Raw genomic sequence first — 21,572 nt, forward strand, 5'->3', positions numbered from 1 at the left:
GGCCCACGTCGGAAGAAGAATGCTCAGCCTCGGGCGAGCACCTTGTCGGCGATGAGGTCGCCGATCGGCATCGCGCTCGTCGCGGCGGGCGACGGGGCGTTGCACACGTGCAGCATGCGCGGGGTGTCGTAGAAGAGGAAGTCCTCGACCATCGACCCGTCCTTGCGCACGGCCTGGGCACGGATGCCTGCGGGCTCCGGCGTAAGGTCGGCCGTCGTGAGCTGCGGGCAGTACTTGCGCACGAGTTCGAGGTACCCCGGCTTGTACATGGAGTTCCACTGCTCGACGATGCCCGTCTTCAACTGCGACTTGGCGATCTTCCAGAACCCGGGGAACCGGACGAAGTCGGCCATGTCCTTGCGGTTGAGCGACCACTTGGGGTAGCCCTCGCGGGCGAAGCCCATGACCGCGTTGGGTCCGACGGTGACGCCGCCGTCCATCATCAGCGTGAGGTGCACGCCGAGGAACGGCAGGTCGGGGTCGGGCACCGGGTAGATCAGCGTGTCGACGATGTCGTTGTGCTTGGGGTCGAGCCGGTAGTACTCGCCTCGGAACGGCACCATCTGGAAGTCCACGTCGATGCCCGCCATCTGGGCGAGCCGGTCGGCCTGGATGCCGCCGCACACGACGAGCTGCTTGGCGTAGAGCGTCTGCCCGCCGTGCGTGGCCGCCGAGTGCCGGCCACCGCCGTCGGTGCTCTCGACGTCGATCCGCACCTCCGAGAGCGACTCGGTGATGTCGGTGACCTTCGTCCCCAGCCGGATCGTGCCGCCGGCGCGCTCGATGACCTCGGCCATCGTGCGGCACACGGCCTTGTAGTCGACGATGCCGGTGCTCGTGAGCCAGATCGCACCGATGCCGGTGATGTTGGGCTCTCGACGCTTGAGCTCGGCCTCGTCGATCTTCTCGACGTCGAGCTCGTTGATGAGCGCCCGCTCGTAGAGGGCGTTCATGCGCTCGAGCTCGGCCTCGTTCGTGGCGACGATGAGCTTGCCGGTGTTGCGGTAGGGGATGCCGTGCTCGTCGCAGAACTGCCGTGTGCGAACGGCGCCCTCCTTGCACAGCTTCGCCTTGTGCGAGCCCGGCTTGTAGTAGATGCCCGCGTGGATCACGCCGCTGTTGTGCCCCGTCTGGTGGGCGGCGACGCGGTCCTCCTTCTCGATGACGACGAGGCTCGAACCCGGTCGCTCGGCGAGGAGTCGCATGGCGGTCGCGAGGCCGACGATGCCGCCGCCGATCACCGCGAAGTCGTAGAGCTGCGTCGACTTGGTCGTGGTGGCCGGGCCTGCCTCGGCCGACGCCTCCTTGACCCCGCCGTCCATCGCCGAACCGTCGAGCCCGGGCCCGGCGAGGCTCGGGTCGTCCTTGGGGAACTGCGACATCACACCTCCTGGGGGAAGGTCTCGTCCTGCTCCTTGCGGAGCCGGTCGGCGAGGCGTCCCTCGGGCACGGTGACGTCGTCGTAGGAGATGGCCTCGTCCTTGGCGACGTCGCGAGTGAGCACGCAACCCTCGGCGAGACCGACCGGGATGAGCCGCTCGGCGGCCGCGACCGGCGCCTTCTCGCACTCGCCGTAGTAGGTGTATCCGCCGAGGGCGTCGAGCGTCTCGCCGGCCTTGAGGTCCTTCTTCGCGACCGTGATGACCTCGACCTTGGGTGCCTGCAGCAGCGGCGCGATGGTCGCGTCGCCGAGCAGCACCGCGCGGGCGACCGTGTCGGGCACCTCGAAGTGGCACAGGTGGTAGGGCGTGTAGAAGCTGTACAGCGGCCCCTCGCCCAGCTTGTAGAGGTTGAGGTAGTGCTGCTGCTTGGGGTCGTCGTGCGTCGCGAGCACGTAGACGCCCGGGCCCGGCTGCGAGCCGACGACGTAGTCGACGGCCCCGCCGAGCTCCTTGAGCTCGTCGACGTCGTACATGCCGGTCAGCTCGTCGACGTGCCCGCGGTGGTCACGCTGCAGGCAGCCGCGGCGGTGCACCGACAGCCCGGCGGCGTTGGCGACGAGGGCCTGCTCGACCGACACCTTGGTGCCGTCGGCGAAGCTCGTCACCATGTGCGGGTCCTGTCCCCACTTCTTGGCGAACCCCTCCTGGGTGGTGGGGTTGCGGTACGGGTCCTGCAGGCCCTTGACGTTGCCCGCGACGAGCGGGGTGAGCCCGAGGCCGCGGACGAACCGGATGAGGTTCATCTGCACGCCGGGCTGGTCACCGTCGCAGCCGGTGTAGACGAGGCCGGCCTCGGTGAACTTCTTGTTGAGGATGACGCCAACCGTGGCGTCGACCTCGGCGTTCATGAGCACGAGGTGCTTGCGGCCCTCGAGCGCCGCGAGCGCGAGCTCGCAGCCGAACTCGACCGAACCCGTGCAGTCGACGACGCAGTCGACGACCTGGGAGGCGGTCATCGCCTCGTGGTTCGAGGTGACCGCGACCTTGCCCTCGCGGGCCGCCTCATCGATCGCCTCGGCGGTGTCGACGACGACGATCGAGTCGGAGGCGATGCCGGCGTTCTCCAGCGCGGCGACACCCTTCTCAGGGGTCCGCGCGTAGGCGACGGCGACGTCCATGCCCGTCTTGGTGTTCGTGATGTGGTTGATGAGGCCCTTGGCCATGAAGCCCGGGCCGGCGATGCCGACCTTGACCGGGTCGTCGGCGCGACCCTCCAGCAGGGTGTCGGTGATGATCACTTGATCGGCTTTCCGTCCCAGTCGGGCCAGGACTTGTCCTTGTCGCTGATGACCTCGACCTCGATCGGCCACTCGAGGCCGAACGCCGGGTCGTCGTACCGGTTGCCGCGCTCGTGCTCCGGGGAGTACATGCCGGAGACCTGGTAGGTCACCTCGGTGTCGTCGGTCAGCGTGAGGTAGCCGTGGCCGCAGTAGGGCGGGATCCACAGCGCGCGGTGGTTGTCGGCCGACAGCTCGACCATGACGTTCTCGCCGAACGTGGGGCTGTCCTCGCGCAGGTCGAGGCAGCAGTCGACGATGGTGCCGCGCACGCAGCGGACGAGCTTGCCCTCGGCCGCCGGCGCGATCTGGCGGTGCATGCCGCGCATCGTGCCGCGCTTGTGGTTCCACGACATGTTGGCCTGCTTGACCTCGGTCGGGATGCCGTGCTCGGCGAACTCGTCGACGCAGAACGTGCGGGAGAACCCGCCACGGGCGTCCTCGAACGGCTTGAGGTCGATGATCCAGCAGCCGTCGACGGCGGTCTTCGTGAACTCCATCAGTGGTTCGCCTTCCAGAAGAGCTTCTCGTCGACCTGGCCGGTCTTGAGCAGGTAGTCGATCTGCTTGAGGCGGGTGTGACCGCGGCCGGTGAAGGTCTCCTCGTCGAGCTGGATCGCGTCGAAGACCTCGTGGAGCTGCTTGGCGCCCATCGCGAGGTTCCAGTCGGCGGTGTAGCCGAGCGTGTCGCTGATCTTGTCGAAGTTGACCTTGTAGGAGCGGTTGTCGGCTCCGGGCTCACCGAAGGAGAGCTTGCAGCCCTCGAACTCGTTCGCGACGGTCTCGGCGATCTCGCGCACCGTGTAGTTGTTGTCGTTGCTGCCCGAGTTGAACGCCTGCGCGTGGATCTTCTCGACCGGGGCGTCGAGCATCGTCATGATGCCCTTGCACAGGTCGAGCGCGTGGGCCATCGGACGCCACGGGGTGCCGTCGGAGGTCATCGCGATGACGCCGGTGGTGTAGGCCAGACCGCAGAGGTTGTTGAGCACGATGTCGAACCGCTGGCGCGGGCTCGCACCGAACGCCGTGGCGTTGCGCAGCGCGACGGGGTGGAAGTCGTCGTCGGCGAGCTCCCACAGGTCCTGCTCGGTGAGGTACTTGCACTTGCCGTACGCCGTCTGCGGGTTGACCGGGCTGCTCTCGTCGACGGTGCCGTCGGCGACGCCGTAGACCGAGCAGGAGCTCATGTAGACGAACCGCTCGACGCCCGCGGCCTTGGCGGTCTTGGCCACGTGCGAGCTGCCGAGGTGGTTGATCTCGTACGTGAGCGGGCCGACGAGGTCGCCGACCGGGTCGTTCGACAGCTCGGCCATCGCGACGACGGCGTCGACGCCCTCGAAGTCGGCCTCGGTGAGGTGACGCATGTCCTTCTCGAGGGTGAGCGCCGTGCTCTTGAGGCCGTTGTACAGCCAGCCGTTCTTGTAGAAGCCCGCGTCGACCGCGACGACGTCGTGGCCGGCCTCGATGAGCATCGGGGCGAGCAGGCACCCGAGGTAGCCCTCGGTACCGGTGACGAGGACCTTCATCAGTTCCACACCTTCCAGGGGGCCTCGCCGGAGGCCCACAGCTTCTCGAGCTTGTTCTTGTCGTTGAGGGTGTCCATCGGCTGCCAGAACCCGGCGTGCTTGTACGCGTTGAGCTGGCCGTCGTGGGCGAGGTTGCGCAGCGGCTCCTGCTCCCACGTGGTGTCGTCGCCGGAGATGTAGTCGATGACCCCGGGCTCGCACACGAAGTAACCGCCGTTGATCCAGGCGCCGTCACCGTCGGGCTTCTCCTGGAAGTGCTCGATCGTCGTCTCGTTCGCGCCGAGGCTGATCGCGCCGAACCGGCCGGGCGGCTGCACCACGGTCATCGTCGCGAGGCGGCCGGACTGCTTGTGGAAGTCGACCGTCGCGCTGATGTCGGTGTCGGAGACGCCGTCGCCGTAGGTGAAGCAGAACGTCTCGTCACCGAGGTAGTCGCGCACCCGCTTGAGACGGCCGCCGGTCATCGAGGAGAGGCCGGTGTCGACGAGCGTGACCTTCCAGTCCTCGACATCGCGCTTGTGGATCTCCACGTCACCGGTGGCGAGGTCGAACGTCATGTCCGAGTTGCGCATCGCGTAGGTGGAGAACCACTCCTTGATGTACTCGGCCTTGTAGCCGCAGCACACGACGAACTCGTTGATGCCGTGCGCGGCGTACTCGCTCATGATGTGCCACAGGATGGGCCTGCCGCCCACCTCGACCATCGGCTTCGGCTTGAGCGTGGTCTCCTCGCTCAACCGCGTACCCAGCCCTCCTGCCAGGATGACTGCCTTCATCGTGCCCCTCCCCGAGTGTCGAAATGCGTCCTGGGCATGCAAGATCCCCCTTGCGAGAAACGTCTGCCGGGCCGAGCGTGCGACCCCTCCCCCTGGCGCTCCGCGCCGCCTGTCGAGCGTCCGGCGAAGCCACCGCGCCCAACTATACAAGCGTCCTGGACGATTCACAGTCGGGTGTATTCATGGCCGCACCGCGACGCGCCGGTCCGCGCGTCGGGCCTGGCCGGCCCACCGATGACGTAGTGTCGCCACCGAGTTCGCCGGAATCGACGACCCCGCCGCACGGCGGGATCGGACCGCACCGTCGCGGTGTGTCACGAGGAATGAATACATGGCACGTCAGCCGGGCCGAGCGTCGGAGTCGGCCGCCACGCGTGGGACGGCACCTCGGGTGGACGGGGACGCCCGTGCCGGTGACCGACCTCCCGCCGTGAGCATCGTCGTCCCCACGTTCCGCCGCCCCCACTTCCTGCGTGGCGCACTGGCCTCCGCGCTGGCCCAGAGCGAACGCGACCTCGAGGTGCTCGTGTGCGACAACGGCGGGGACGCGGAGACCGCGGCGGTCGTGGCGGGAGCGGCCGACTCGCGCGTCGTTCACGTCGTGCGGCCACGCAACCTCGGCATGGTGCGCAACGCCGTCGACGGGTTCCTGCGTGCCCGTGGAGAGTTCGTCATGAAGCTCGACGACGACGACCGGTTGCACGCCGACGCCGTGAAGCGCCTGCTCACCGCCGCCCGCCACCCGGGCGTGACCCTCGCGTTCGCCCCGATCGACCTCGTCGACGACGCGGGCCGGCAACTGCCCGAGCGCACTCGCGCGAACGAGCTCCACAGCGGCCGCGCCACGCTCGCCGAGGGTGTCCACCGTCCCTTCGACCGGCTCGTCGCCCGCGGCACCGTCGCGCTCGCCTGCGCCCTCGTCCGCCGCGACGCGGTCGACTGGACCGAGGTCCCGGACGACGTCGCCACCGCCTACGACCGGCACATCGCACTCCAGGCCGCACGGGACGGCGCCGCCGCCTGGTTCGTGCCCACTCCGCTCGCCGACTACCGCATCCACCCCGGCTCCGACACCGCGCGGCACTTCACGCGCCAGAGCCTCGGCAGCCTTCGGGCGATGGAGCATGCGTGGAACGCGGGCCGGCACGTCGACCGCGGGGCTCTGCTCGACGGGTTGCAGACGAGTACGGTCCCCGCTGCGCGCCAGCTGCTCCGCGAGGGCGAGGTCGGCGCGGCGCGCGACGTGCTGTGGCGAGCACTGCGACGTCGCCCGGACCGTGAGCTCTGGCCGCTGGTCGCGCTGTCACTCCTGCCCGATCCGCTCGCCGTGCGGGTGGCCCGTCACCGTCAGGAACGCGCGCGGCGACTCGAGGAGGGGAAGCGGACGAGAGCCGGCAGCGACGACGCGTTGGTCAGCGCGGCCCCGAGTAGTTGGGGGCCTCGGTCGTCATCTGGATGTCGTGCGGGTGGCTCTCCTTGAGGCCCGCCGCCGTGATGCGCACGAAGCGCCCGCGCTTCTGCAACTCGGGGATGGTCGGTGCGCCGACGTAGAACATCGACTGACGCAGGCCCCCGATGAGCTGGTAGGCCACCGCACCGAGCGGGCCGCGATAGGCGACCTGGCCCTCGATGCCCTCGGGCACTACCTTGTCGTCGTCGGAGACATCGCCCTGGAAGTAGCGGTCCTTGCTGTACGACTTGGCCCGGCCCCGCGACTGCATCGCACCGAGCGAGCCCATGCCGCGGTAGCGCTTGAACTGCTTGCCGTTGACGAACACGAGCTCGCCCGGACTCTCCTCGCACCCCGCGAGCAGGGAGCCGAGCATGACGACGTCGGCGCCCGCGACGATGGCCTTGGCGATGTCGCCGGAGTACTGCAGACCGCCGTCGCCGATGACCGGCACACCGGCCGGGCGAGCGGCCAGCGCCGCGTCGTGGATGGCGGTGACCTGCGGCACGCCGACGCCCGCGACGACGCGGGTCGTGCAGATCGAGCCCGGTCCGACACCGACCTTGATGCCGTCCGCGCCGGCGTCGACGAGCGCCTGCGCGCCGGCCCGGGTCGCGACGTTGCCGCCGACGATGTCGACGTCCGCGAACAGCGGGTCGGTCTTGAGCCGGCGGATCATGTCGGTCACCCCGCGGGCGTGGCCGTTGGCCGTGTCGACGACGAGGAGGTCGACCCCCGCGTCGGCGAGCGCGGCGGCACGGTCGTAGGAGTCACCCCAGAACCCGACCGCGGCACCGACGCGCAGGCGGCCCGCGTCGTCCTTGGTCGCGTGCGGGTACTTCTCGGTCTTGGTGAAGTCCTTGACCGTGAAGAGCCCCTTGAGGCGGCCGGATGAGTCGACGAGCGGCAGCTTCTCGATCTTGTTCTTGGCGAGCAGGGCGAGCGCCTCGTCCTTGTCGACCCCCACCCTGGCCGTGACCAGCGGCATCGGCGTCATGACGTCGCGCACCGGCCGGGAGTAGTCGGTCTCGAACCGCAGGTCACGGTTGGTGATGATGCCGACGAGGCGGTCGTCGGCGTCGACCACCGGCAGACCCGAGATGCGGAACTGGCCGCACACCTCGTCGACCTGGGCGAGCGTGGCGTCGGGCGTCGTGGTCACCGGGTCGGAGATCATGCCGTTCTCCGAGCGCTTGACGACGTCGACCTGGTGCGCCTGGTCCTCGATCGAGAGATTGCGGTGGAGGATGCCGATGCCGCCCTGGCGGGCCATGGCGATCGCCATGCGCGACTCGGTCACGGTGTCCATCGCCGCCGACAACATCGGCATCGCGACGTGGATGCGTCTGCTGACCCGGCTGCCCGTGTCGGCCTCGCTGGGGATGACGTCGGTCTCCCCCGGTAGGAGCAGGACGTCGTCGAACGTGAGCCCCAGCCGAGCGAACGCTGCCGGGACCTCTTCGACGTGAGCAGGAGCGTCGTACTGGGCATCGCGCATGACGGCGATTCTACGTGGCCGCCCTGTACCCCTCGGACGCGCGTCGGGGACCCCGAAGGGCCCCCGAGCACATGATGATTCCGCGACCGACCCGAGCGGTCGTCCGCCGTCGGACCTACCCGATCACTCCGCGGCCGCTGCCTTGGCGTCGGACCCGAGGGGGGCCCGAGGGGCGGACTCCGCGAGCCGCCCCGCCGAATCCGCCGAGGCACCCTCTCCACGAGGGGACTCCGGGGCGGCTGCCCCGTTCGTGTCCTTCGAGGCCGTCTTGCCGCTGTCGCGCGGACGCTCGGCGCTCGGCTCGACGTGTGCCGACGTGGAGGGCGAGGCCGATTCGGGTGCCGACGTGCCCGGGCTCTGAGCGCCGTTGGAGTTGCCCAGACCGCTGCTCGGCTGCGTGGTGGCCGGCACGTCGGTGGTCGACGGCTTGGGAGCGGTCGTCCCCGTCTGAGCCGGGGGTTTCGTCGTCTCGGGGCCCGAGGTCGGCGAGGCCGTCGTCGGCGCCGTCGGAGAGCCGGTGGTGGACGAGCCCGGAACCCCGGTCGTCGCCGTCCCGGTCGTCGCCGAGGACGTCGGCTTCTTGGACGGAGAAGCAGCGAACGTCGCGGGGGTCGTCGCGAGCTGGCTCTCGAGCTCCGCGAGCTGCTGGGTCATCTGCGTGACGTTGCCCTCCTTGGCGAAGCCCCGGGCAGCGTCGATCATGCCCCTGGCCCTCTGGACGTCGCCAGTGCCGAGGGCGGACTTGATCCCCGCCACGATCTCGGACGGCAGCGACGTCGGTGCCGCAGGGGCGGGAGCGGCGGTGGGCGTGACCGTGGATCCGGCCGTCACCGAGGCAGGAATCTTGAAGGCCCTCGCGATCTCCTTGGGCAGCTCCGTCTGCGTCAGCGCCGCCGCGACCCCACCACCGGAGATCGTCAGCGCGAAGGCACCGAGCACGGCCACCGCGCGGGCGCGGTGGACGCGCACGACCTTGACGCGGGACCCATCGGCCATGTCGGGGCCGCCGGGGAGGCCGGGTACCCGGCGTAGCCCGAGCGGACCGACGTGGAGCGCGCCCTCGCGCTCGTCGGCGTCGATCCTCTCGGTCCAGGCGGCGAAGATGCCCTCCAGGCCGTCGTCACCGTCGTACTCGCGCGACCCCAACCGGTCGAGCAGCTCGTCGTCGTCCTTGATCGGCCCGAAGCCGAGTGCGGTGGACATCACGCCTCCCCTTGGCGCTTGTGGAACATCTCACGCAGACGGCCCAGCGCGCGGTGCTGGGCGACCCGCACAGCACCCGCCGTCATCCCCAGTGACGTGGCCGTCTCCTCCGCCGACAGACCCACGGCGATGCGCAGCGTGAGCAGTTCGCGCTGGTGATCGGGCAGGGTCTGCATGAGCGCCCACGCCTCGTCGGCCTGGGAACCCGCGATGACGACCTCCTCCGGACCGGCGTCGAGGTCGACACGGTCGGGCACGTCGTCGGTGGGCACCGGCTGACGAAACATCGCACGCTGCACGTCGGCGACCTTGCGGGCACAGATGGAGTACACGTACGCCTCGAAGGGGACGCCGCGCTCGTCGTACCGCGACAATGATGTGAGCACCGCGATACACACCTCCTGCGCTGCATCCTCGGCGGCCCCCGCAGCCTGCGGAAAACGCCCCAACCTGGCCCTGGCATAGCGGAAGGCACGCTCGCGCACGGCGAGCATGAGCTCTTCCAGCGCCGCAGTGTCCCCGGTCATGGCGGCCCGAGCCGTCTCGGCCAGGGTGGTGGCGGCGTTCACCGATGACATCGCGTCGGAGGATCCCGGCGTTACGCCCTCGCCCACGTCACCGCCGGCGGAGCGGAGAGGCCGCGTCGGAACGGTCATGCAGGTCCTCCTCGGGTGGGCCGCGCACGGCCCGGATCCACGGACGTGAGCACCGCACGTCGATGCACCCCATCGACCGGCAGAGCCCCCCTCTGAGGCAGTGCCCCAGAAGTTGCGGCCGAAGGTTTGGACTCCCCGGGAGCGGGTATCCGTGGAGAGACACGCCCTCAGGAGTCGGCACCGACCGGCACCTCATATCGACTGTGCCTCATCGACGACGCTGCGGCAACTCATATGGGGCAATGTTTCGTCACGAATCCAGGAGGACCACCATGGCGGAGATCTCTCGACTCCCCGGACCACAGGCGGACCTGTGGGAATGGCAGTACCAGGGCGCCTGCAGGGCGACGGGCCCCACGTCCTTCTTCCACCCCGAGGGTGAACGCGGCGCCCGGCGCCGCTCCCGGGATGCGGCCGCCAAGCTCGTGTGCGCCGGGTGTCCCGTCATCCAGGAGTGCCGCGAGCACGCGCTGCGCGTGCGCGAACCCTACGGCGTCTGGGGTGGAATGACCGAGGACGAGCGCCTCGCCTTCTACGAATCGCGAGAGCTGGCTTCCTGATCCACCGCTGACGCCGAGACAGCCGTCGTTCCCGGCTCCGCGCGTCCGACTTCTCGAACGCGACCCGGGAGAGCGAGAAAGGGCGGCTGTCTCGGCGCCTGGATTCGGGATGAGGCAGTCACGACAGCCAGATCCTGCGCCGCGCGCCTCAGGCACGACGAAGGCCCCACCGATCGGTGGGGCCTTCGTCGTGTGCGGAGGGTAATGCGGAAGGGTCCGCAGAGGATCAGTGGGCGTGGCCGTGGGCCGCAGCCGGGTCCTCGTCCTCCTTCTTCTCGACGACGAGCGTGTCGGTCGTGAGGACCATCGCGGCGATCGAGGCGGCGTTGCGCAGCGCGGAACGCGTCACCTTGACGGGGTCGATGATGCCCTTGGCCACGAGATCGCCGTACTCGCCGGTGGCGGCGTCGAGACCGGTGCCGGGGCCGGCCTCGCGCACCTTGGCGACGGCGACGTAGCCCTGCAGGCCCGCGTTCTCGGCGATCCACCGCAGCGGCTCGGCCGCGGCCTTATACACGATCTGCGCGCCGGTGGCCTCGTCACCTTCGAGCGACAGGCCCTCGGCCACGGCGGAGGCGTGGATGAGCGCCGCCCCACCACCGGAGACGATGCCCTCGTCGATGGCCGCGCGGGTCGCCGAGATGGCGTCCTCGATGCGGTGCTTCTTCTCCTTGAGCTCCACCTCGGTGTGAGCACCGACGCGGATGACGCACACGCCACCGGCGAGCTTGGCGAGGCGCTCCTGGAGCTTCTCGCGGTCCCAGTCGGAGTCGGTGCGCTCGATCTCGGAGCGGATCTGGCCGACGCGGGCGTCGACCTCGTCCTTGGCGCCGGCGCCGTCGACGATGGTCGTCGTCTCCTTGGTGACGACGACACGACGGGCCTCACCGAGCATGTCGACGTCGACGTTCTCGAGCTTGAGGCCGACCTCCTCGCTGACGACGGTCGCACCCGTGAGCACGGCGATGTCCTGCAGCATCGCCTTGCGGCGGTCGCCGAAGCCCGGCGCCTTGACCGCGACGACCTTGAGGACCTCGCGCATGCGGTTGACGACGAGCGTCGAGAGGGCCTCGCCGTCGACGTCCTCGGCGATGATGAGCAGCGGCTTCTTGGCCTGCGCGATCTTCTCGAGGATCGGCAGGATGTCGGTGACCGTGCTGATCTTGCCCGAGTTGACGAGCACGTAGGCGTCCTCGAGGACGCCCTCCATGCGCTCGGGGTCGGTGACGAAGTAGGGCGAGAGGTAGCCCTTGTCGAACTGCATGCCCTCGGTGAAGTCGAGGTCGGTGGTCGCGGTGTGGTTCTCCTCCACCGTGATGACGCCGTCCTTGCCGACCTTGTCGAACGCCTCGGCGATGAGACCGCCGATCTCGGCGTCCTGCGCCGACAGCGACGCGACCTGGGCGATCTCGTCCTTGCCCTCGACCTCGCGGGCGCCCTCGAGCAGCTTGGCGTCGACGGCCTCGACGGCCTTCTCGATGCCACGCTTGAGGCCGGACGGAGCCGCACCGGCGGCGACGTTGCGCAGACCCTCCTTGACCATGGCCTGCGCGAGCACCGTCGCGGTCGTCGTGCCGTCACCGGCGATGTCGTTGGTCTTGGTCGCGACCTCCTTGGCGAGCTGCGCGCCGAGGTTCTCGTACGGGTCCTCGAGCTCGACCTCACGGGCGATCGTCACGCCATCGTTCGTGATGGTCGGGGCGCCCCAGGACTTGTCGAGGACGACGTTGCGGCCGCGCGGGCCGAGCGTCACCTTGACGGTGTTCGCGAGCGCGTCGACACCGCGCTCGAGCGACTTGCGTGCGGAGTCGTTGAACTCCAGCTCCTTGGCCATTCGTGTAACCACCCTCTGATGTCTGGGTCCTGCTACGGAAGAACGACGACGCCCCGGCGAGCGCCTTGCACAGGCGGCCGGGGCGCGTCGGTGATGCTGGTGGGCGAGCCGCGCTCACACCGGGGTGCGGGCGGCTCAGCGGGTCACTTGGTGACGACCGCGAGCACGTCGCGGGCCGAGAGGATGAGGTACTCCTCGCCGGAGTACTTGACCTCGGTGCCGCCGTACTTGCTGAAGATGACCTTGTCGCCGACCTGGACGTCGAGCGGGATGCGGTTGCCGTTGTCGTCGACCCGACCCGGGCCGATGGCCAGGACCTCGCCCTCCTGGGGCTTCTCCTTGGCGGTGTCCGGAATGACGAGGCCGGAGGCCGTGGTCTGCTCGGCCTCGCTGGACTTGACGACGATCCGGTCCTCGAGCGGCTTGATGTTCACCGACACGGTATGACCTTTCGCTATGGCGCCCGTGGGCGCGTGACGTACGGTGCAGGCATCACGCCGGACGAGCCGCCGTCGCGGGGGTCGACCCGTGGCGCATGACGCCTGATGTTCTCTGATCTCCCGCCAGGCTCCCGCGCTGATCCGACCGGGTCGGAGCTGGCACTTGAACCCCACGAGTGCTAACTCCGAATCTAGGCCCACCGTTAGCACTCGGTCAACTCGACTGCCAAAGTTGCGTGAGCCGGACTCAAGACGCCCGCCGGCGCGCCGTGGTGTTCCGGGATGACCGACGTCGAGCAGGGCCGATCCGTGCACGTCCCGGGCATGCCGTGCACGCGGTCGACGGGGTGCACGGAAGGCATAAGACGTGTGTCCTCGACGCGAGGCAGCCGCTCGCGGACTGCGGGTGCGCGGGGGTGCCCGGTAGCGTCTCGGGTCATGGACGCCGGTACCGCGCGGCTGCTGCTCGACGAGGGTCTCGACCTGCTCGCCGAACTGCCGCCCTACGAGGAGAAGGACGCGCTGGCGCTCGGCACCCGGCTTCGAGGGCAAGGTCACGACCCGGCGCTCGTCGCCGCGGTGCTCACCCAGGCGCGGCTGCGCGCCCGCGCCCGGGGAAAGTTCGGCGACGACGCCGCGCGCATGCTGTTCACGGCGGACGGGCTCGAGCAGGCCACGCGGCGGGAGGTCGCCGGCCGGCACGCCGAGCGGTTCGCCCGGGCCGGGGTCACCCGCGTCCACGACCTGGGGTGCGGACTCGGGGCCGACGCGATCGCGTTCGCCCGTCACGGCATCGAGGTGCACGCGGTGGACGCCGACGAGGCCACGGCCCTGCTCGCCGCGCACAACCTCGCGGTCTGCACGACCGGCGAGGGGAACGAGCGGGGCCGCGAGGAGGCGGGGCTCTGCTCGCACGACTCCCCGGCCGTGACTCACCGAACCGCCGAGGATGCGGTGGCGCACGTCGAGACGACCGACGGAGTCTGGTTCGACCCCGCCCGACGCACTCCCGGTCGCACCGACGCCCGGGGACGCACGCGCCGAACCTTCCGTCTGGAGGATCTGACGCCGTCGTGGGACCTCGTGGTCGCGACCGCCGATCGGGCGCCGGCGACGGCCGCCAAGCTCTCCCCCGGCTTTCCACACCCGGCGATCCCGGCCGGTACCGAGGCCGAATGGGTCTCGACCGCAGGGGATCTCGTCGAGTGCGCGGTGTGGTGGGGTCCGCTGGTCGGCACCGCGGGCCGGACGGCGACGATGCTCCGGCCGGCAGCGGATCTGGTAGGTGTGACGGAGGCCGACGCGGTCGGCGCTCCCCCACCCGGCCTGATCGGGCCGACTCCCGGCGGGCTGGTCTACGAGCCGGACCTCGCGGTGCTGCAGGCCGGGCTCGTCGGAGCCCTCGCCCGGGCGGTCGACGGGTCGGAGCTGGCGCCGGGCGTCGGTTACGTCGCCGCCGAGCGCGTGACGGACGTCGAGTTCGCGCGTCGTCACCGCGTCGTCGAGGTGCTTCCTGCCCAGGTGAAGGCCGTGAAGGCGTGGGCGAGGCGCGAGGGCGTCACGGGCCTCACCCTCAAACGACGTGGCGGCCCGATCGATCCCGACGACTTCAGGCGTCGCCTCGGCCTCGGCACGAAGGGTGGGGATCAGGCCACCCTCCTCCTCACCACCGGCCCCGAGGGCCCCCTCGCCCTCGTTCTCGACCGCGACGACTGATCTCGGCGCGAGACCGGAAAACGACGGCTGTCTCGGCGCAGACGCCGGCTTCGTTCAGGCTCCCGACCGGAGAACGGCGTGACAGCGAGCCAGGCGGACGTGCCACCATCGCGTCCGCTCCGGGGGCGCGGCGTGTGCCGTGACGAGCTCGTCGCTCACCTCGGGCGTCGCGGCGGCGGGCAGGACTCCGTGCTCGGGCAGCAACGAGTCGACGACGACATCGCCGTCGAGGAGCGCGAGGGTGCCGAGCCCGCAGGCGTACGGCAGCTCGGGAAGGGCGCCCGCGAGGGCGAGGCCGGCGGCGATGCCGACCGACGTGTCGATCGCGCTCGACACCACCGCGGGCAACCCGACCCGCTCGATGACGTCGAGCGCCGCTCGTACTCCCCCGAGTGGGGCGACCTTGACGACCATGACGTCCGCTGCCCCGAGGCGTCGCACGCGTTCGGGGTCCTCGGCCCGGCGGATCGACTCGTCCGCCGCGACCGGCACGTCGATCCCCGCGCGAGCCAGTCGCGTTCGCAGCCGGGCGAGATCCTCGACGGCTCGGCACGGCTGTTCGACGTACTCCAGCTCGAACCGTGCGAGGGCCTCGACGGCGTCGATCGCGTCGTCGATGCTCCAGGCGCCGTTCGCGTCGACCCGAACCCGTCCGGAGGCGCCGAGGACCGCCCGCACCGCCGCGACCCGCGCGACGTCGTCGGCGAGCGACTGGCCGGCCTCCGCGACCTTGACCTTGACCGTCGTCGCCCCGGGGTATCGCGTGAGGATCTCCGGTACCTCGTCGGGGGTCACGGCGGGCACGGTCGCGTTGACGGCGACGACCTCGCGCACCGGCTCCGGACGCCCCGCCCACGCCGCCTCGATCGCGGCAGCGAGCCACCGGGACGCCTCCCGGTCGTCGTACTCGGGGAACGCCCCGAACTCCCCCCAACCGGCCGGCCCGCGGAGCAGCACGGTCTCGCGCTCGGTCAGGCCGCGGAACCTCGTCCGCATCGGGATGCGCACGACCCGGGCCGTCGACAGCAGCTCCTCCTGGCAGGGCAGCTCGCGGCCGGTCGACACCGGCGGCACCTCGTGTTCACAGGGGCGTTCGCGCGCGCTCATCGCTCCAGTATCGGACCCGCTCGTCGGCCCCGCCCGTCACTCGCCGTCCGTCACGCGCCGCCCGTCACGCGCCGCCCGTCACACACCGTCCGTCACTCGCCGTCCGTCACGCCGGCGTCAGCGCAGATGCCCCACCTGGGTGGCGGTGCCGACGATGACGTCGGACACGTCGTACGCCGTCGCCGTCGGAGGAAGGAGGTTGACGGGGTGCCGGAGGCCGAGCAGCACCGGGCCGTAGACCGACGCCCCGGAGCTGCGGCCCACGGCGCGGATCGTCACCTGGGCGGTCGCGTGGTCGGTGAACACGAAGATCGTCGCGTTGCCGCCGGCGTCCCCGCCGGCCGATCGCCTGGCGGCCGCCTCGAGGAGGACGGGGCCCTCGACGGCGAGATCGGGGCGCCGGTCGCGGATGCGGTCGCCCGCCGCGGCGATGCGCTCGTGCTCGTCGCTGCCGGCCTCGGTGCGGCGGCCGGTGACGAGCGCGACGCGGGGGGTGATCCCGACGTTCTCGGCGGCCTCGACGGCGTTGAGCGCCATCGTCACGAGCGTGTCGGTGGGACGCTCCTCGTGGAGCAGGCAGTCGGTGTACAACACGGTCTCGTCGGGCAACGCGAGCACGTGCGCCGAGGTGATGACGGGAACGTCCTCACGGAGTCCGACGATCTTCTCCGCGAGCCCGATGACCTCCTGTTCGCTGCGCCCGAAGCCGGTGACCAGCCCGTCGGCCACCCCGCGGTCGACGAGGTCCAACGCCACGACGAGCGGATCGGCCGGATCGACGTCGGCGGCCCCGGATCGCGTGAGGATCTGTTCGAGCCGGCGCCGGTCGGCCGGCTCCTGGGCGGCGGGGTCGACGATGCGGATCCCCAGCGGCAGCGTGAGGTCGAAGGTGGCGGCGACGGATTCGATGTGCCCCGGGTCGCCGACGAGCAGACACTGCTGGACCCCGCGTTCGTACAGCGCGCACACCGCGCTGAGCACCCGGGGATCCTCGGCGTCGGTGACCGCCATGCACGTGTCCAGCCGCGTCGCCTCGCTGACGAGCCGTAGCCGGAAACCGGCCGGGGTGACCCGCTGAACCCGTTTGATCCGGGGCACCTCGTCGAGCCACGCCTCGTCGAACGCCGCCGCGGCGCCCTGCATGACGAGTCGCGCGCGGTCCTCGTCGTCGGCCGGGATGTCGGGGTCGAGGCCCACGACGAGTCCCGTCGCCTCGAACGTCAGCTCGTCGGTGAAGAGCAGGGGCAGGCCGTTCTGCAGGGCGGGACGGCAGAGCCGCAGCACGTCGGGGTCGGGACGCACCCCCGCGGTGATCAATAGCGCCGCCAGACGAGTGCCGTTCTGTTCGGCCAGTGCCGCCGAGAGCAGCACCTCGTGGCGGTCGCCCGGGACGATGACGAGCCGCCCGTCCTCGAGGTGCGGCAGGAAACCGGGAATGCTCTGGGCCGCGACGACCGATCCCGTGACGCGCCGGCGTCCGTCGCCGGGATTGAGGACCTCGAACCCCAGATGATGCACGAGGTCGGTGACCCGCGGGTGGGTGAACTCCGGGCGCTCCCGCAGGACGGCGACGACGCGGTGCCCGGCCTCCTCGAGTGCCTGCTCGAAGCGTCCGTCGTCCTCGCCGGCGGGCACGCGGTTGAGCATGACCCCGAGCACCCGGGTGCCCCCGGAGACGCGGTAGTCGTGCGCCACGGCCGACACCTGCTGCACGAGACGATCGGGGGTGAGGCCGGCCGTGGAGACGACGAGGACGACGTCGGCGTCGAGCGTGCGCGTCACCTCGACGTTGAGGTGCCGCGCATGCACCTGGCGCAGGTCGGGCGCCACCCCCTCGACGACGACCACGCGGTGGGCGCCGAGGGTGTCGGAGGCCATGGCGAGGACCTCCTCCATGAGCTCCTCCTCGCGCCCGTCGGCGAGCATCTCCTCGACGTGGGAGAACGGGATCGGCGGCACCGGCCGCAACGGCGTCGCGAGCCGGAACAGCTCGGCGGCCGGATCCTCGCCACTCGTCATCGACCGGCCGAACGGCTTGACGTACCCGACCGACACCCGACGCAGATCGAGCGCGTGGGTCAGGCCGAGACAGGCCGTGGTCACCCCCGCGTTGTGGTTGATCGGGACGACGACGATGCGCAGCGACATGTGGCTCCTCCCGCGCCGGAACGCACCGGCACGTCGACGGACATCCGCGAGCACCCCGGCGCGGCCGGCTCGCGAACACCTGGTCGATGCCCTATCGACCGCGAAGAGCCCGGTCGTAGCCGACTCACCGCTGCGCGGAACGGAACTCCACGTGCGCGGGCGGGTCGAGTGCGAGGCGCACGGTCTCGGCCTGACGGGCAGGCATCGGCGGCAACGCGTCGACCGGCCACCACCCCGCCTCGGTGGACTCGTCGTCGCCGACGCGGGGCTCGCCTTCGACCCAGCGGCAGCGGAACGCGTGGTCGAGGTAGTCGGAGACGTCGCCGTTGGGGTAGGTGACCGGACCGACGACGCGCACGGCGACGAGTCGCTCGACCTCGATCCGCACGCACGCCTCCTCGGCGGCCTCGCGCACCGCGGCCTCCGACGGCAGCTCGCGCGGATCCACCAGGCCCGTGATCGGCGTGTAGGTGCCGTCGTCGCTCCGCCGGACGAGCAGCACGAGCGGCGGGCCGTCGGGACGCTGCGGATCGTCCCTGAACACCACCGCCGAGGTTCCGATGAGCCACAGCGGCGCGGTGCCGACGTGCGATCGCAGCCAGGCGACGTACTCGGGGATCGGCATGACTCCACCTTAGGACCGGCTCACCCTCGGGCCCGGCGTCGACACCGCGCGCTCGCGACACCACGTGCACCCGACACCCGCCGGTGCCGCGGTCGGACCGGGTGTCGGTGCCCGCTTGTACGCTGAGGCCCATGGACACCACCCCTGCCGACGAACCCTCGATCAACCCGTTCGATCCGCAGGCGTGGCAGCAGGTGCCGGGGTTCGATTTCACCGACGTCACCTACCACCGCAGCGTGCTCGAGGGCCCCGTGCCGGGGCGCACACTGGGCGCGGTGCGTATCGCCTTCGACCGACCGGAGGTGCTCAACGCGTTCCGCCCGCACACCGTCGACGAGCTCTACCGGGCGCTCGACCACGCACGCATGACGCCCGATGTCGGTGTCGTGCTCCTCACCGGCAACGGGCCGGGCCCCGAGGGCACGGGGGCCGCGGGCCAGTGGGCCTTCTGCTCGGGTGGGGATCAACGTATTCGTGGGCGCTCGGGCTATCAGTACGCTTCGGAGGAGGCCACGGCCACCGGTGACGAGACGGGCAGCAGCGTCGACGAGGCCCGGGCCAAGGCCGAGGGCGGGCGGCTGCACATCCTCGAGGTGCAGCGCCTCATCCGCACGATGCCCAAGGTCGTCATCGCCGTCGTCCCCGGCTGGGCGGCCGGGGGCGGTCACTCCCTGCACGTCGTGTGCGACCTCACCATCGCCAGCCGCGAGCACGCCCGGTTCAAGCAGACCGACGCCGACGTGGGCAGTTTCGACGCCGGGTACGGCAGCGCCTACCTCGCCCGCATGGTGGGGCAGAAGTTCGCCCGCGAGATCTTCTTCCTCGGCCGCTCGTACTCGGCCGAGCACATGCACCACATGGGAGCCGTCAACATCGTCGCCGACCACGCGGCGCTCGAGACCGAGGCCATCACCGTCTCCCGCGAGATCCTCGGCAAGTCGCCGCAGGCCCAGCGCATGCTCAAGTTCGCGTTCAACCTCGTCGACGACGGGCTCATGGGCCAGCAGGTGTTCGCCGGGGAGGCGACCCGTCTGGCGTACATGACCGACGAGGCCGTCGAAGGTCGCGATCAGTTCCTCGAGAAGCGCGACCCCGACTGGTCTCCGTTCCCCTGGTACTTCTGAGGCCCGAAGTCCGATGCCGTCGGCGATGGAGCCCAGGAAGGCGCTGAAGACCCGCCGTTCGCGCGATTCACGGCTGGCCCGCCTCGAGTCGTTCGGCCGCCCGAGCCCCCGGCCGGGGTCCACCAGCGCCTCCCGCCTCGACTGGATCGACGCCGCGCGCGGACTCGCGATCGTCGCCGTCGTGCTGCTGCACGTGAGCATCGGGCACTACTACGCGCTGCCGCAGGCAGAATCCTGGGTCGTCCCTCGCTGGGACCGCATCAACCAGGTCGTGTCGGTCATCCGGATGCCGTTGCTGTTCGTCGTCTCGGGCATGCTCGCGGCCGGCAAGATCAAGCGGGGGTTCCTCGGCGGCAACGCGATCCTGTCGATCGTCACCAACTACTACCTGTACCTCGTGTGGCTCGCGGTGTACGGGTTCCTCTTCGTGGTCTCCGGCCCCGTGGTCGTGCCGTTCCAGCCGGCGCGGGTCGAGGACTTCTTCATCCAGATCGTCCAGCCGCGCACCCCGCTGTGGTTCGTGTTCGGGCTCGCGGGGTACACCCTCGTCTTCACCGCGCTACGCAGAGTGCCGTCCGGCGTCATCCTGGCCGCGACGGCCGCGATCACCGTCTGGTCGGGAATGACGTGGACCGTGGAGTCACCGTTGTGGACGCGCATCTTTCTCTACGTCTTCTACTTCGCGGTCGGTGTCCACGCCAAGCGGGTCATCGTGCGCGAAGCGCGCTCGTGGTGGTACCTGCTCGTCAGCGGCGTGCTCACCGTCGCGTTCTTCCAGACCCTCGGCCTGGTGACGCTCATGACACCTCGCCCCCTCGCGTTCGGCGACTCGGTGGTCTCCCTGCTGCTGCAGCTCGCGGCGAGCGTCTTCGGCATCACCGCCTCCGCGCAGCTGTGCCGGTGGAAGCCGTGGAGCGCGGTCGCCACGTGGATCGGACGGCGCACCCTCGGCATCTACGTCATGCACGTGCCGGTCATCGTCGCCGTGCACTTCGCCGTGGAACTCGGGCCACTCGCGGTCGTCGAACAACTCACGGCCCGGTCGTTGTGGTTCGATCTGCTCTACCCCGTGGGCCTGACGGCGTTCGTCATCGTCGTCTGCGTGTGGATCGAGAAGCTGCTCGGCATGGTGCGACTCGGCCACCTCTTCCGGCTGCCCAGCCGCTACCGCCGCCGCCTCTATCGGCGCTGACCGGCGCCCGCTCGGGCCGGCCACTCACACGACCCCTCGATGCGGACGCCACCCCCGGCACGACAGAGCCCGGGCCTCTCGTCGAGGGCCCGGGCTCCACGGCGCGTCAGTCGCGGCAGAAGTCGACGAGCAGCGTGTTCACGGTGCTCGCGTGGCTCACGCCCAGCCCGTGCGGTCCCTGCTCGATAACCTCCAGGCGGCTGCCCGGGAGCGCCTCGTGCGTGCGCAGACCCGAGCCCTCGAACGGCACCGCGGCATCGCTGTCGCCGTGGACGACGAGCGTCGGCACGGTGACCGAGGGCAGGTCGCCGCGGAAGTCGGTCGTGCCCCACGACTGCATGGTGGCCAGCGCCGCCGCCTTGTCCGACAGTTTGGCCAAGGCGAACGCCTGCTGACGCTCCTGTTCCGTCACCATGAACCGGTCGCCGGCGGAGAAGAACATCGTCGTGAACTCGTCGTAGAAGTCGTCCTCGTCCTTGGTGAGCTTGGCACTGAACTCGGCGGCGAGCTCCGGCGTGAGCGGGCCGTCGGGGTTGTCGGGACCCTTCATGAGGTACGGCGGCACGGCCCCGAGCAGCACGGCCGAACGCACACGCTCGGTGCCGTGCCGGGAGAGGTAGCGCACCACCTCACCGCCGCCCATCGAGAAGCCCACGAGGGTGACGTCACGCAGGTCGAGATCCTCGAGGACGGTGGAGAGGTCGTCGGCGAGCGTGTCGTAGTCGTAGCCCTTCTTGGGCTTGTCGCTGCGCCCGAACCCGCGGCGGTCGTAGGTCACGACGCGGTGCCCCGCCTCAGTGAGCGCCGGCACCTGCGGAGCCCAGGACGCACCCGACAGCGGCCAGCCGTGGATGAGCACGACCGGCCGACCGGATCCGCCGGTGTCGTCGACGTGGAGCCCGACCTTGGAGAACAGGCCGTCCTTGGTGGTCACTTCGGTCATCGTGGTCGCCTCCGAGGGTCTCGATGAGCAGAGCACCCCGAGCGGGCGCCGTGCCG

Annotated in this window: 19 protein-coding genes; 5 read left to right on the forward strand and 14 right to left on the reverse strand. The window is 70.4% G+C overall.

Annotation, left to right across the window (positions count from 1 at the left end):
• Positions 1-23: 23 nt before the first annotated feature.
• Genes lhgO through rfbF form a run of 5 tightly spaced genes read right to left on the reverse strand, consistent with a single transcriptional unit; the run spans position 24 to position 5,020 of the window.
• Positions 24-1,382 carry an L-2-hydroxyglutarate oxidase gene (gene lhgO / locus BN1197_RS06490; RefSeq protein WP_261795883.1) on the reverse strand — a complete coding sequence of 453 codons (1,359 nt, stop codon included), beginning with the start codon at positions 1,380-1,382 and terminating at the stop codon, positions 24-26.
• Positions 1,382-2,680 (reverse strand): NAD(P)H-dependent oxidoreductase, encoded by a 1,299-nt coding sequence (locus BN1197_RS06495; protein WP_040157458.1) that lies wholly within the window; start codon positions 2,678-2,680, stop codon positions 1,382-1,384. Before BN1197_RS06495 ends, lhgO begins: the two co-directional genes overlap by 1 nt.
• The gene (rfbC, locus tag BN1197_RS06500; RefSeq protein ID WP_040157460.1) at positions 2,677-3,219 is read right to left on the reverse strand and encodes a dTDP-4-dehydrorhamnose 3,5-epimerase; all 543 of its coding nucleotides are present in this window, start codon (positions 3,217-3,219) and stop codon (positions 2,677-2,679) included. The genes BN1197_RS06495 and rfbC overlap by 4 nt, the downstream gene beginning before the upstream one ends.
• Complete coding sequence (locus BN1197_RS06505) at positions 3,219-4,244, reverse strand: NAD-dependent epimerase/dehydratase family protein (protein ID WP_040157462.1); 1,026 nt, start codon at positions 4,242-4,244, stop codon at positions 3,219-3,221. The genes rfbC and BN1197_RS06505 overlap by 1 nt, the downstream gene beginning before the upstream one ends.
• Positions 4,244-5,020 carry a glucose-1-phosphate cytidylyltransferase gene (rfbF, locus tag BN1197_RS06510; RefSeq protein WP_040157464.1) on the reverse strand — a complete coding sequence of 259 codons (777 nt, stop codon included), beginning with the start codon at positions 5,018-5,020 and terminating at the stop codon, positions 4,244-4,246. Before rfbF ends, BN1197_RS06505 begins: the two co-directional genes overlap by 1 nt.
• 430 nt (positions 5,021-5,450) lie before the next feature.
• Between rfbF and BN1197_RS06515 the strand changes: the two genes are divergently transcribed.
• Positions 5,451-6,500, forward strand: a complete 1,050-nt coding sequence (locus tag BN1197_RS06515) for a glycosyltransferase family 2 protein (protein WP_040157466.1) — start codon at positions 5,451-5,453, stop codon at positions 6,498-6,500.
• Here BN1197_RS06515 and guaB read toward each other — a convergent pair.
• From guaB to shbA, 3 genes are all read right to left on the reverse strand, one after another.
• Positions 6,433-7,968 (reverse strand): IMP dehydrogenase, encoded by a 1,536-nt coding sequence (gene guaB, locus BN1197_RS06520; protein WP_040157468.1) that lies wholly within the window; start codon positions 7,966-7,968, stop codon positions 6,433-6,435. The two genes, BN1197_RS06515 and guaB, sit on opposite strands and share 68 nt — an antisense overlap.
• Before the next feature lie 123 nt (positions 7,969-8,091).
• A complete protein-coding gene (locus tag BN1197_RS06525) occupies positions 8,092-9,171 on the reverse strand; it encodes a superantigen-like protein SSL4 (protein ID WP_040157470.1) in 1,080 nt (359 codons plus the stop codon).
• Positions 9,171-9,827 carry an RNA polymerase sigma factor ShbA gene (gene shbA / locus BN1197_RS06530; RefSeq protein WP_187122593.1) on the reverse strand — a complete coding sequence of 219 codons (657 nt, stop codon included), beginning with the start codon at positions 9,825-9,827 and terminating at the stop codon, positions 9,171-9,173. Before shbA ends, BN1197_RS06525 begins: the two co-directional genes overlap by 1 nt.
• Before the next feature lie 272 nt (positions 9,828-10,099).
• Between shbA and BN1197_RS06535 the strand changes: the two genes are divergently transcribed.
• Complete coding sequence (locus BN1197_RS06535; RefSeq protein ID WP_040157975.1) at positions 10,100-10,387, forward strand: WhiB family transcriptional regulator; 288 nt, start codon at positions 10,100-10,102, stop codon at positions 10,385-10,387.
• Between the two features lie 226 nt (positions 10,388-10,613).
• Here the strand turns inward: BN1197_RS06535 and groL are convergent, their stop codons facing one another.
• Together groL and groES are read right to left on the reverse strand one after the other, a co-directional pair.
• Positions 10,614-12,221, reverse strand: a complete 1,608-nt coding sequence (gene groL / locus BN1197_RS06540) for a chaperonin GroEL (RefSeq protein WP_040157472.1) — start codon at positions 12,219-12,221, stop codon at positions 10,614-10,616.
• A gap of 143 nt (positions 12,222-12,364) precedes the next feature.
• Positions 12,365-12,661 carry a co-chaperone GroES gene (gene groES, locus BN1197_RS06545; protein WP_040157474.1) on the reverse strand — a complete coding sequence of 99 codons (297 nt, stop codon included), beginning with the start codon at positions 12,659-12,661 and terminating at the stop codon, positions 12,365-12,367.
• Positions 12,662-13,099: 438 nt separating this feature from the next.
• Between groES and BN1197_RS06550 the strand changes: the two genes are divergently transcribed.
• On the forward strand, positions 13,100-14,377 hold the full coding sequence (locus tag BN1197_RS06550; RefSeq protein ID WP_040157476.1) for a class I SAM-dependent methyltransferase: 1,278 nt from the start codon (positions 13,100-13,102) through the stop codon (positions 14,375-14,377).
• 54 nt (positions 14,378-14,431) lie between these two features.
• Here BN1197_RS06550 and BN1197_RS06555 read toward each other — a convergent pair whose 3' ends face one another.
• The 3 genes from BN1197_RS06555 to BN1197_RS06565 all read right to left on the reverse strand — a co-directional run bounded on the left by BN1197_RS06555 (position 14,432) and on the right by BN1197_RS06565 (position 18,257).
• A complete protein-coding gene (locus tag BN1197_RS06555; protein ID WP_052466125.1) occupies positions 14,432-15,484 on the reverse strand; it encodes an o-succinylbenzoate synthase in 1,053 nt (350 codons plus the stop codon).
• Positions 15,485-15,601: 117 nt separating this feature from the next.
• Positions 15,602-17,632 (reverse strand): phosphate acyltransferase, encoded by a 2,031-nt coding sequence (locus BN1197_RS06560; RefSeq protein ID WP_040157478.1) that lies wholly within the window; start codon positions 17,630-17,632, stop codon positions 15,602-15,604.
• A 124-nt stretch (positions 17,633-17,756) separates the two neighbouring features.
• Positions 17,757-18,257, reverse strand: coding sequence for an NUDIX hydrolase (locus BN1197_RS06565; RefSeq protein WP_040157480.1), 501 nt, complete (start codon positions 18,255-18,257; stop codon positions 17,757-17,759).
• Positions 18,258-18,388: 131 nt separating this feature from the next.
• Between BN1197_RS06565 and BN1197_RS06570 the strand changes: the two genes are divergently transcribed.
• Both BN1197_RS06570 and BN1197_RS06575 read left to right on the forward strand, forming a co-directional pair.
• Positions 18,389-19,381, forward strand: coding sequence for a 1,4-dihydroxy-2-naphthoyl-CoA synthase (locus tag BN1197_RS06570; protein ID WP_040157484.1), 993 nt, complete (start codon positions 18,389-18,391; stop codon positions 19,379-19,381).
• Between the two features lie 25 nt (positions 19,382-19,406).
• The gene (locus BN1197_RS06575; RefSeq protein ID WP_176489720.1) at positions 19,407-20,573 is read left to right on the forward strand and encodes an acyltransferase family protein; all 1,167 of its coding nucleotides are present in this window, start codon (positions 19,407-19,409) and stop codon (positions 20,571-20,573) included.
• A 106-nt stretch (positions 20,574-20,679) separates the two neighbouring features.
• On the opposite strand, the gene BN1197_RS06580 is transcribed toward BN1197_RS06575, so the two are convergent.
• Positions 20,680-21,516: an alpha/beta fold hydrolase gene (locus BN1197_RS06580; protein ID WP_040157488.1), complete on the reverse strand. Its 837-nt coding sequence runs from the start codon at positions 21,514-21,516 to the stop codon at positions 20,680-20,682.
• Between the last annotated feature and the right edge of the window lie 56 nt (positions 21,517-21,572).

It is taken from the genome of Mobilicoccus massiliensis (genome assembly GCF_000826525.2).
Classification (GTDB): Bacteria; Actinomycetota; Actinomycetes; order Actinomycetales; family Dermatophilaceae; genus Mobilicoccus; species Mobilicoccus massiliensis.

Excerpts from the sequence above, each read along its gene's own strand:
- BN1197_RS06580 (WP_040157488.1), bottom strand. The coding sequence starts at position 21,516 with ATGACCGAAGTGACCACCAAGGACGGCCTGTTCTCCAAGGTCGGGCTC.
- BN1197_RS06535 (WP_040157975.1), top strand. The coding sequence starts at position 10,100 with ATGGCGGAGATCTCTCGACTCCCCGGACCACAGGCGGACCTGTGGGAA.
- rfbF (WP_040157464.1), bottom strand. The coding sequence starts at position 5,020 with ATGAAGGCAGTCATCCTGGCAGGAGGGCTGGGTACGCGGTTGAGCGAG.
- BN1197_RS06565 (WP_040157480.1), bottom strand. The coding sequence starts at position 18,257 with ATGCCGATCCCCGAGTACGTCGCCTGGCTGCGATCGCACGTCGGCACC.
- BN1197_RS06555 (WP_052466125.1), bottom strand. The coding sequence starts at position 15,484 with ATGAGCGCGCGCGAACGCCCCTGTGAACACGAGGTGCCGCCGGTGTCG.
- BN1197_RS06570 (WP_040157484.1), top strand. The coding sequence starts at position 18,389 with ATGGACACCACCCCTGCCGACGAACCCTCGATCAACCCGTTCGATCCG.
- shbA (WP_187122593.1), bottom strand. The coding sequence starts at position 9,827 with ATGACCGTTCCGACGCGGCCTCTCCGCTCCGCCGGCGGTGACGTGGGC.
- lhgO (WP_261795883.1), bottom strand. The coding sequence starts at position 1,382 with ATGTCGCAGTTCCCCAAGGACGACCCGAGCCTCGCCGGGCCCGGGCTC.
- guaB (WP_040157468.1), bottom strand. The coding sequence starts at position 7,968 with ATGCGCGATGCCCAGTACGACGCTCCTGCTCACGTCGAAGAGGTCCCG.
- rfbC (WP_040157460.1), bottom strand. The coding sequence starts at position 3,219 with ATGGAGTTCACGAAGACCGCCGTCGACGGCTGCTGGATCATCGACCTC.
- BN1197_RS06525 (WP_040157470.1), bottom strand. The coding sequence starts at position 9,171 with ATGTCCACCGCACTCGGCTTCGGGCCGATCAAGGACGACGACGAGCTG.
- BN1197_RS06560 (WP_040157478.1), bottom strand. The coding sequence starts at position 17,632 with ATGTCGCTGCGCATCGTCGTCGTCCCGATCAACCACAACGCGGGGGTG.
- BN1197_RS06575 (WP_176489720.1), top strand. The coding sequence starts at position 19,407 with ATGGAGCCCAGGAAGGCGCTGAAGACCCGCCGTTCGCGCGATTCACGG.
- BN1197_RS06550 (WP_040157476.1), top strand. The coding sequence starts at position 13,100 with ATGGACGCCGGTACCGCGCGGCTGCTGCTCGACGAGGGTCTCGACCTG.
- BN1197_RS06505 (WP_040157462.1), bottom strand. The coding sequence starts at position 4,244 with ATGAAGGTCCTCGTCACCGGTACCGAGGGCTACCTCGGGTGCCTGCTC.
- groL (WP_040157472.1), bottom strand. The coding sequence starts at position 12,221 with ATGGCCAAGGAGCTGGAGTTCAACGACTCCGCACGCAAGTCGCTCGAG.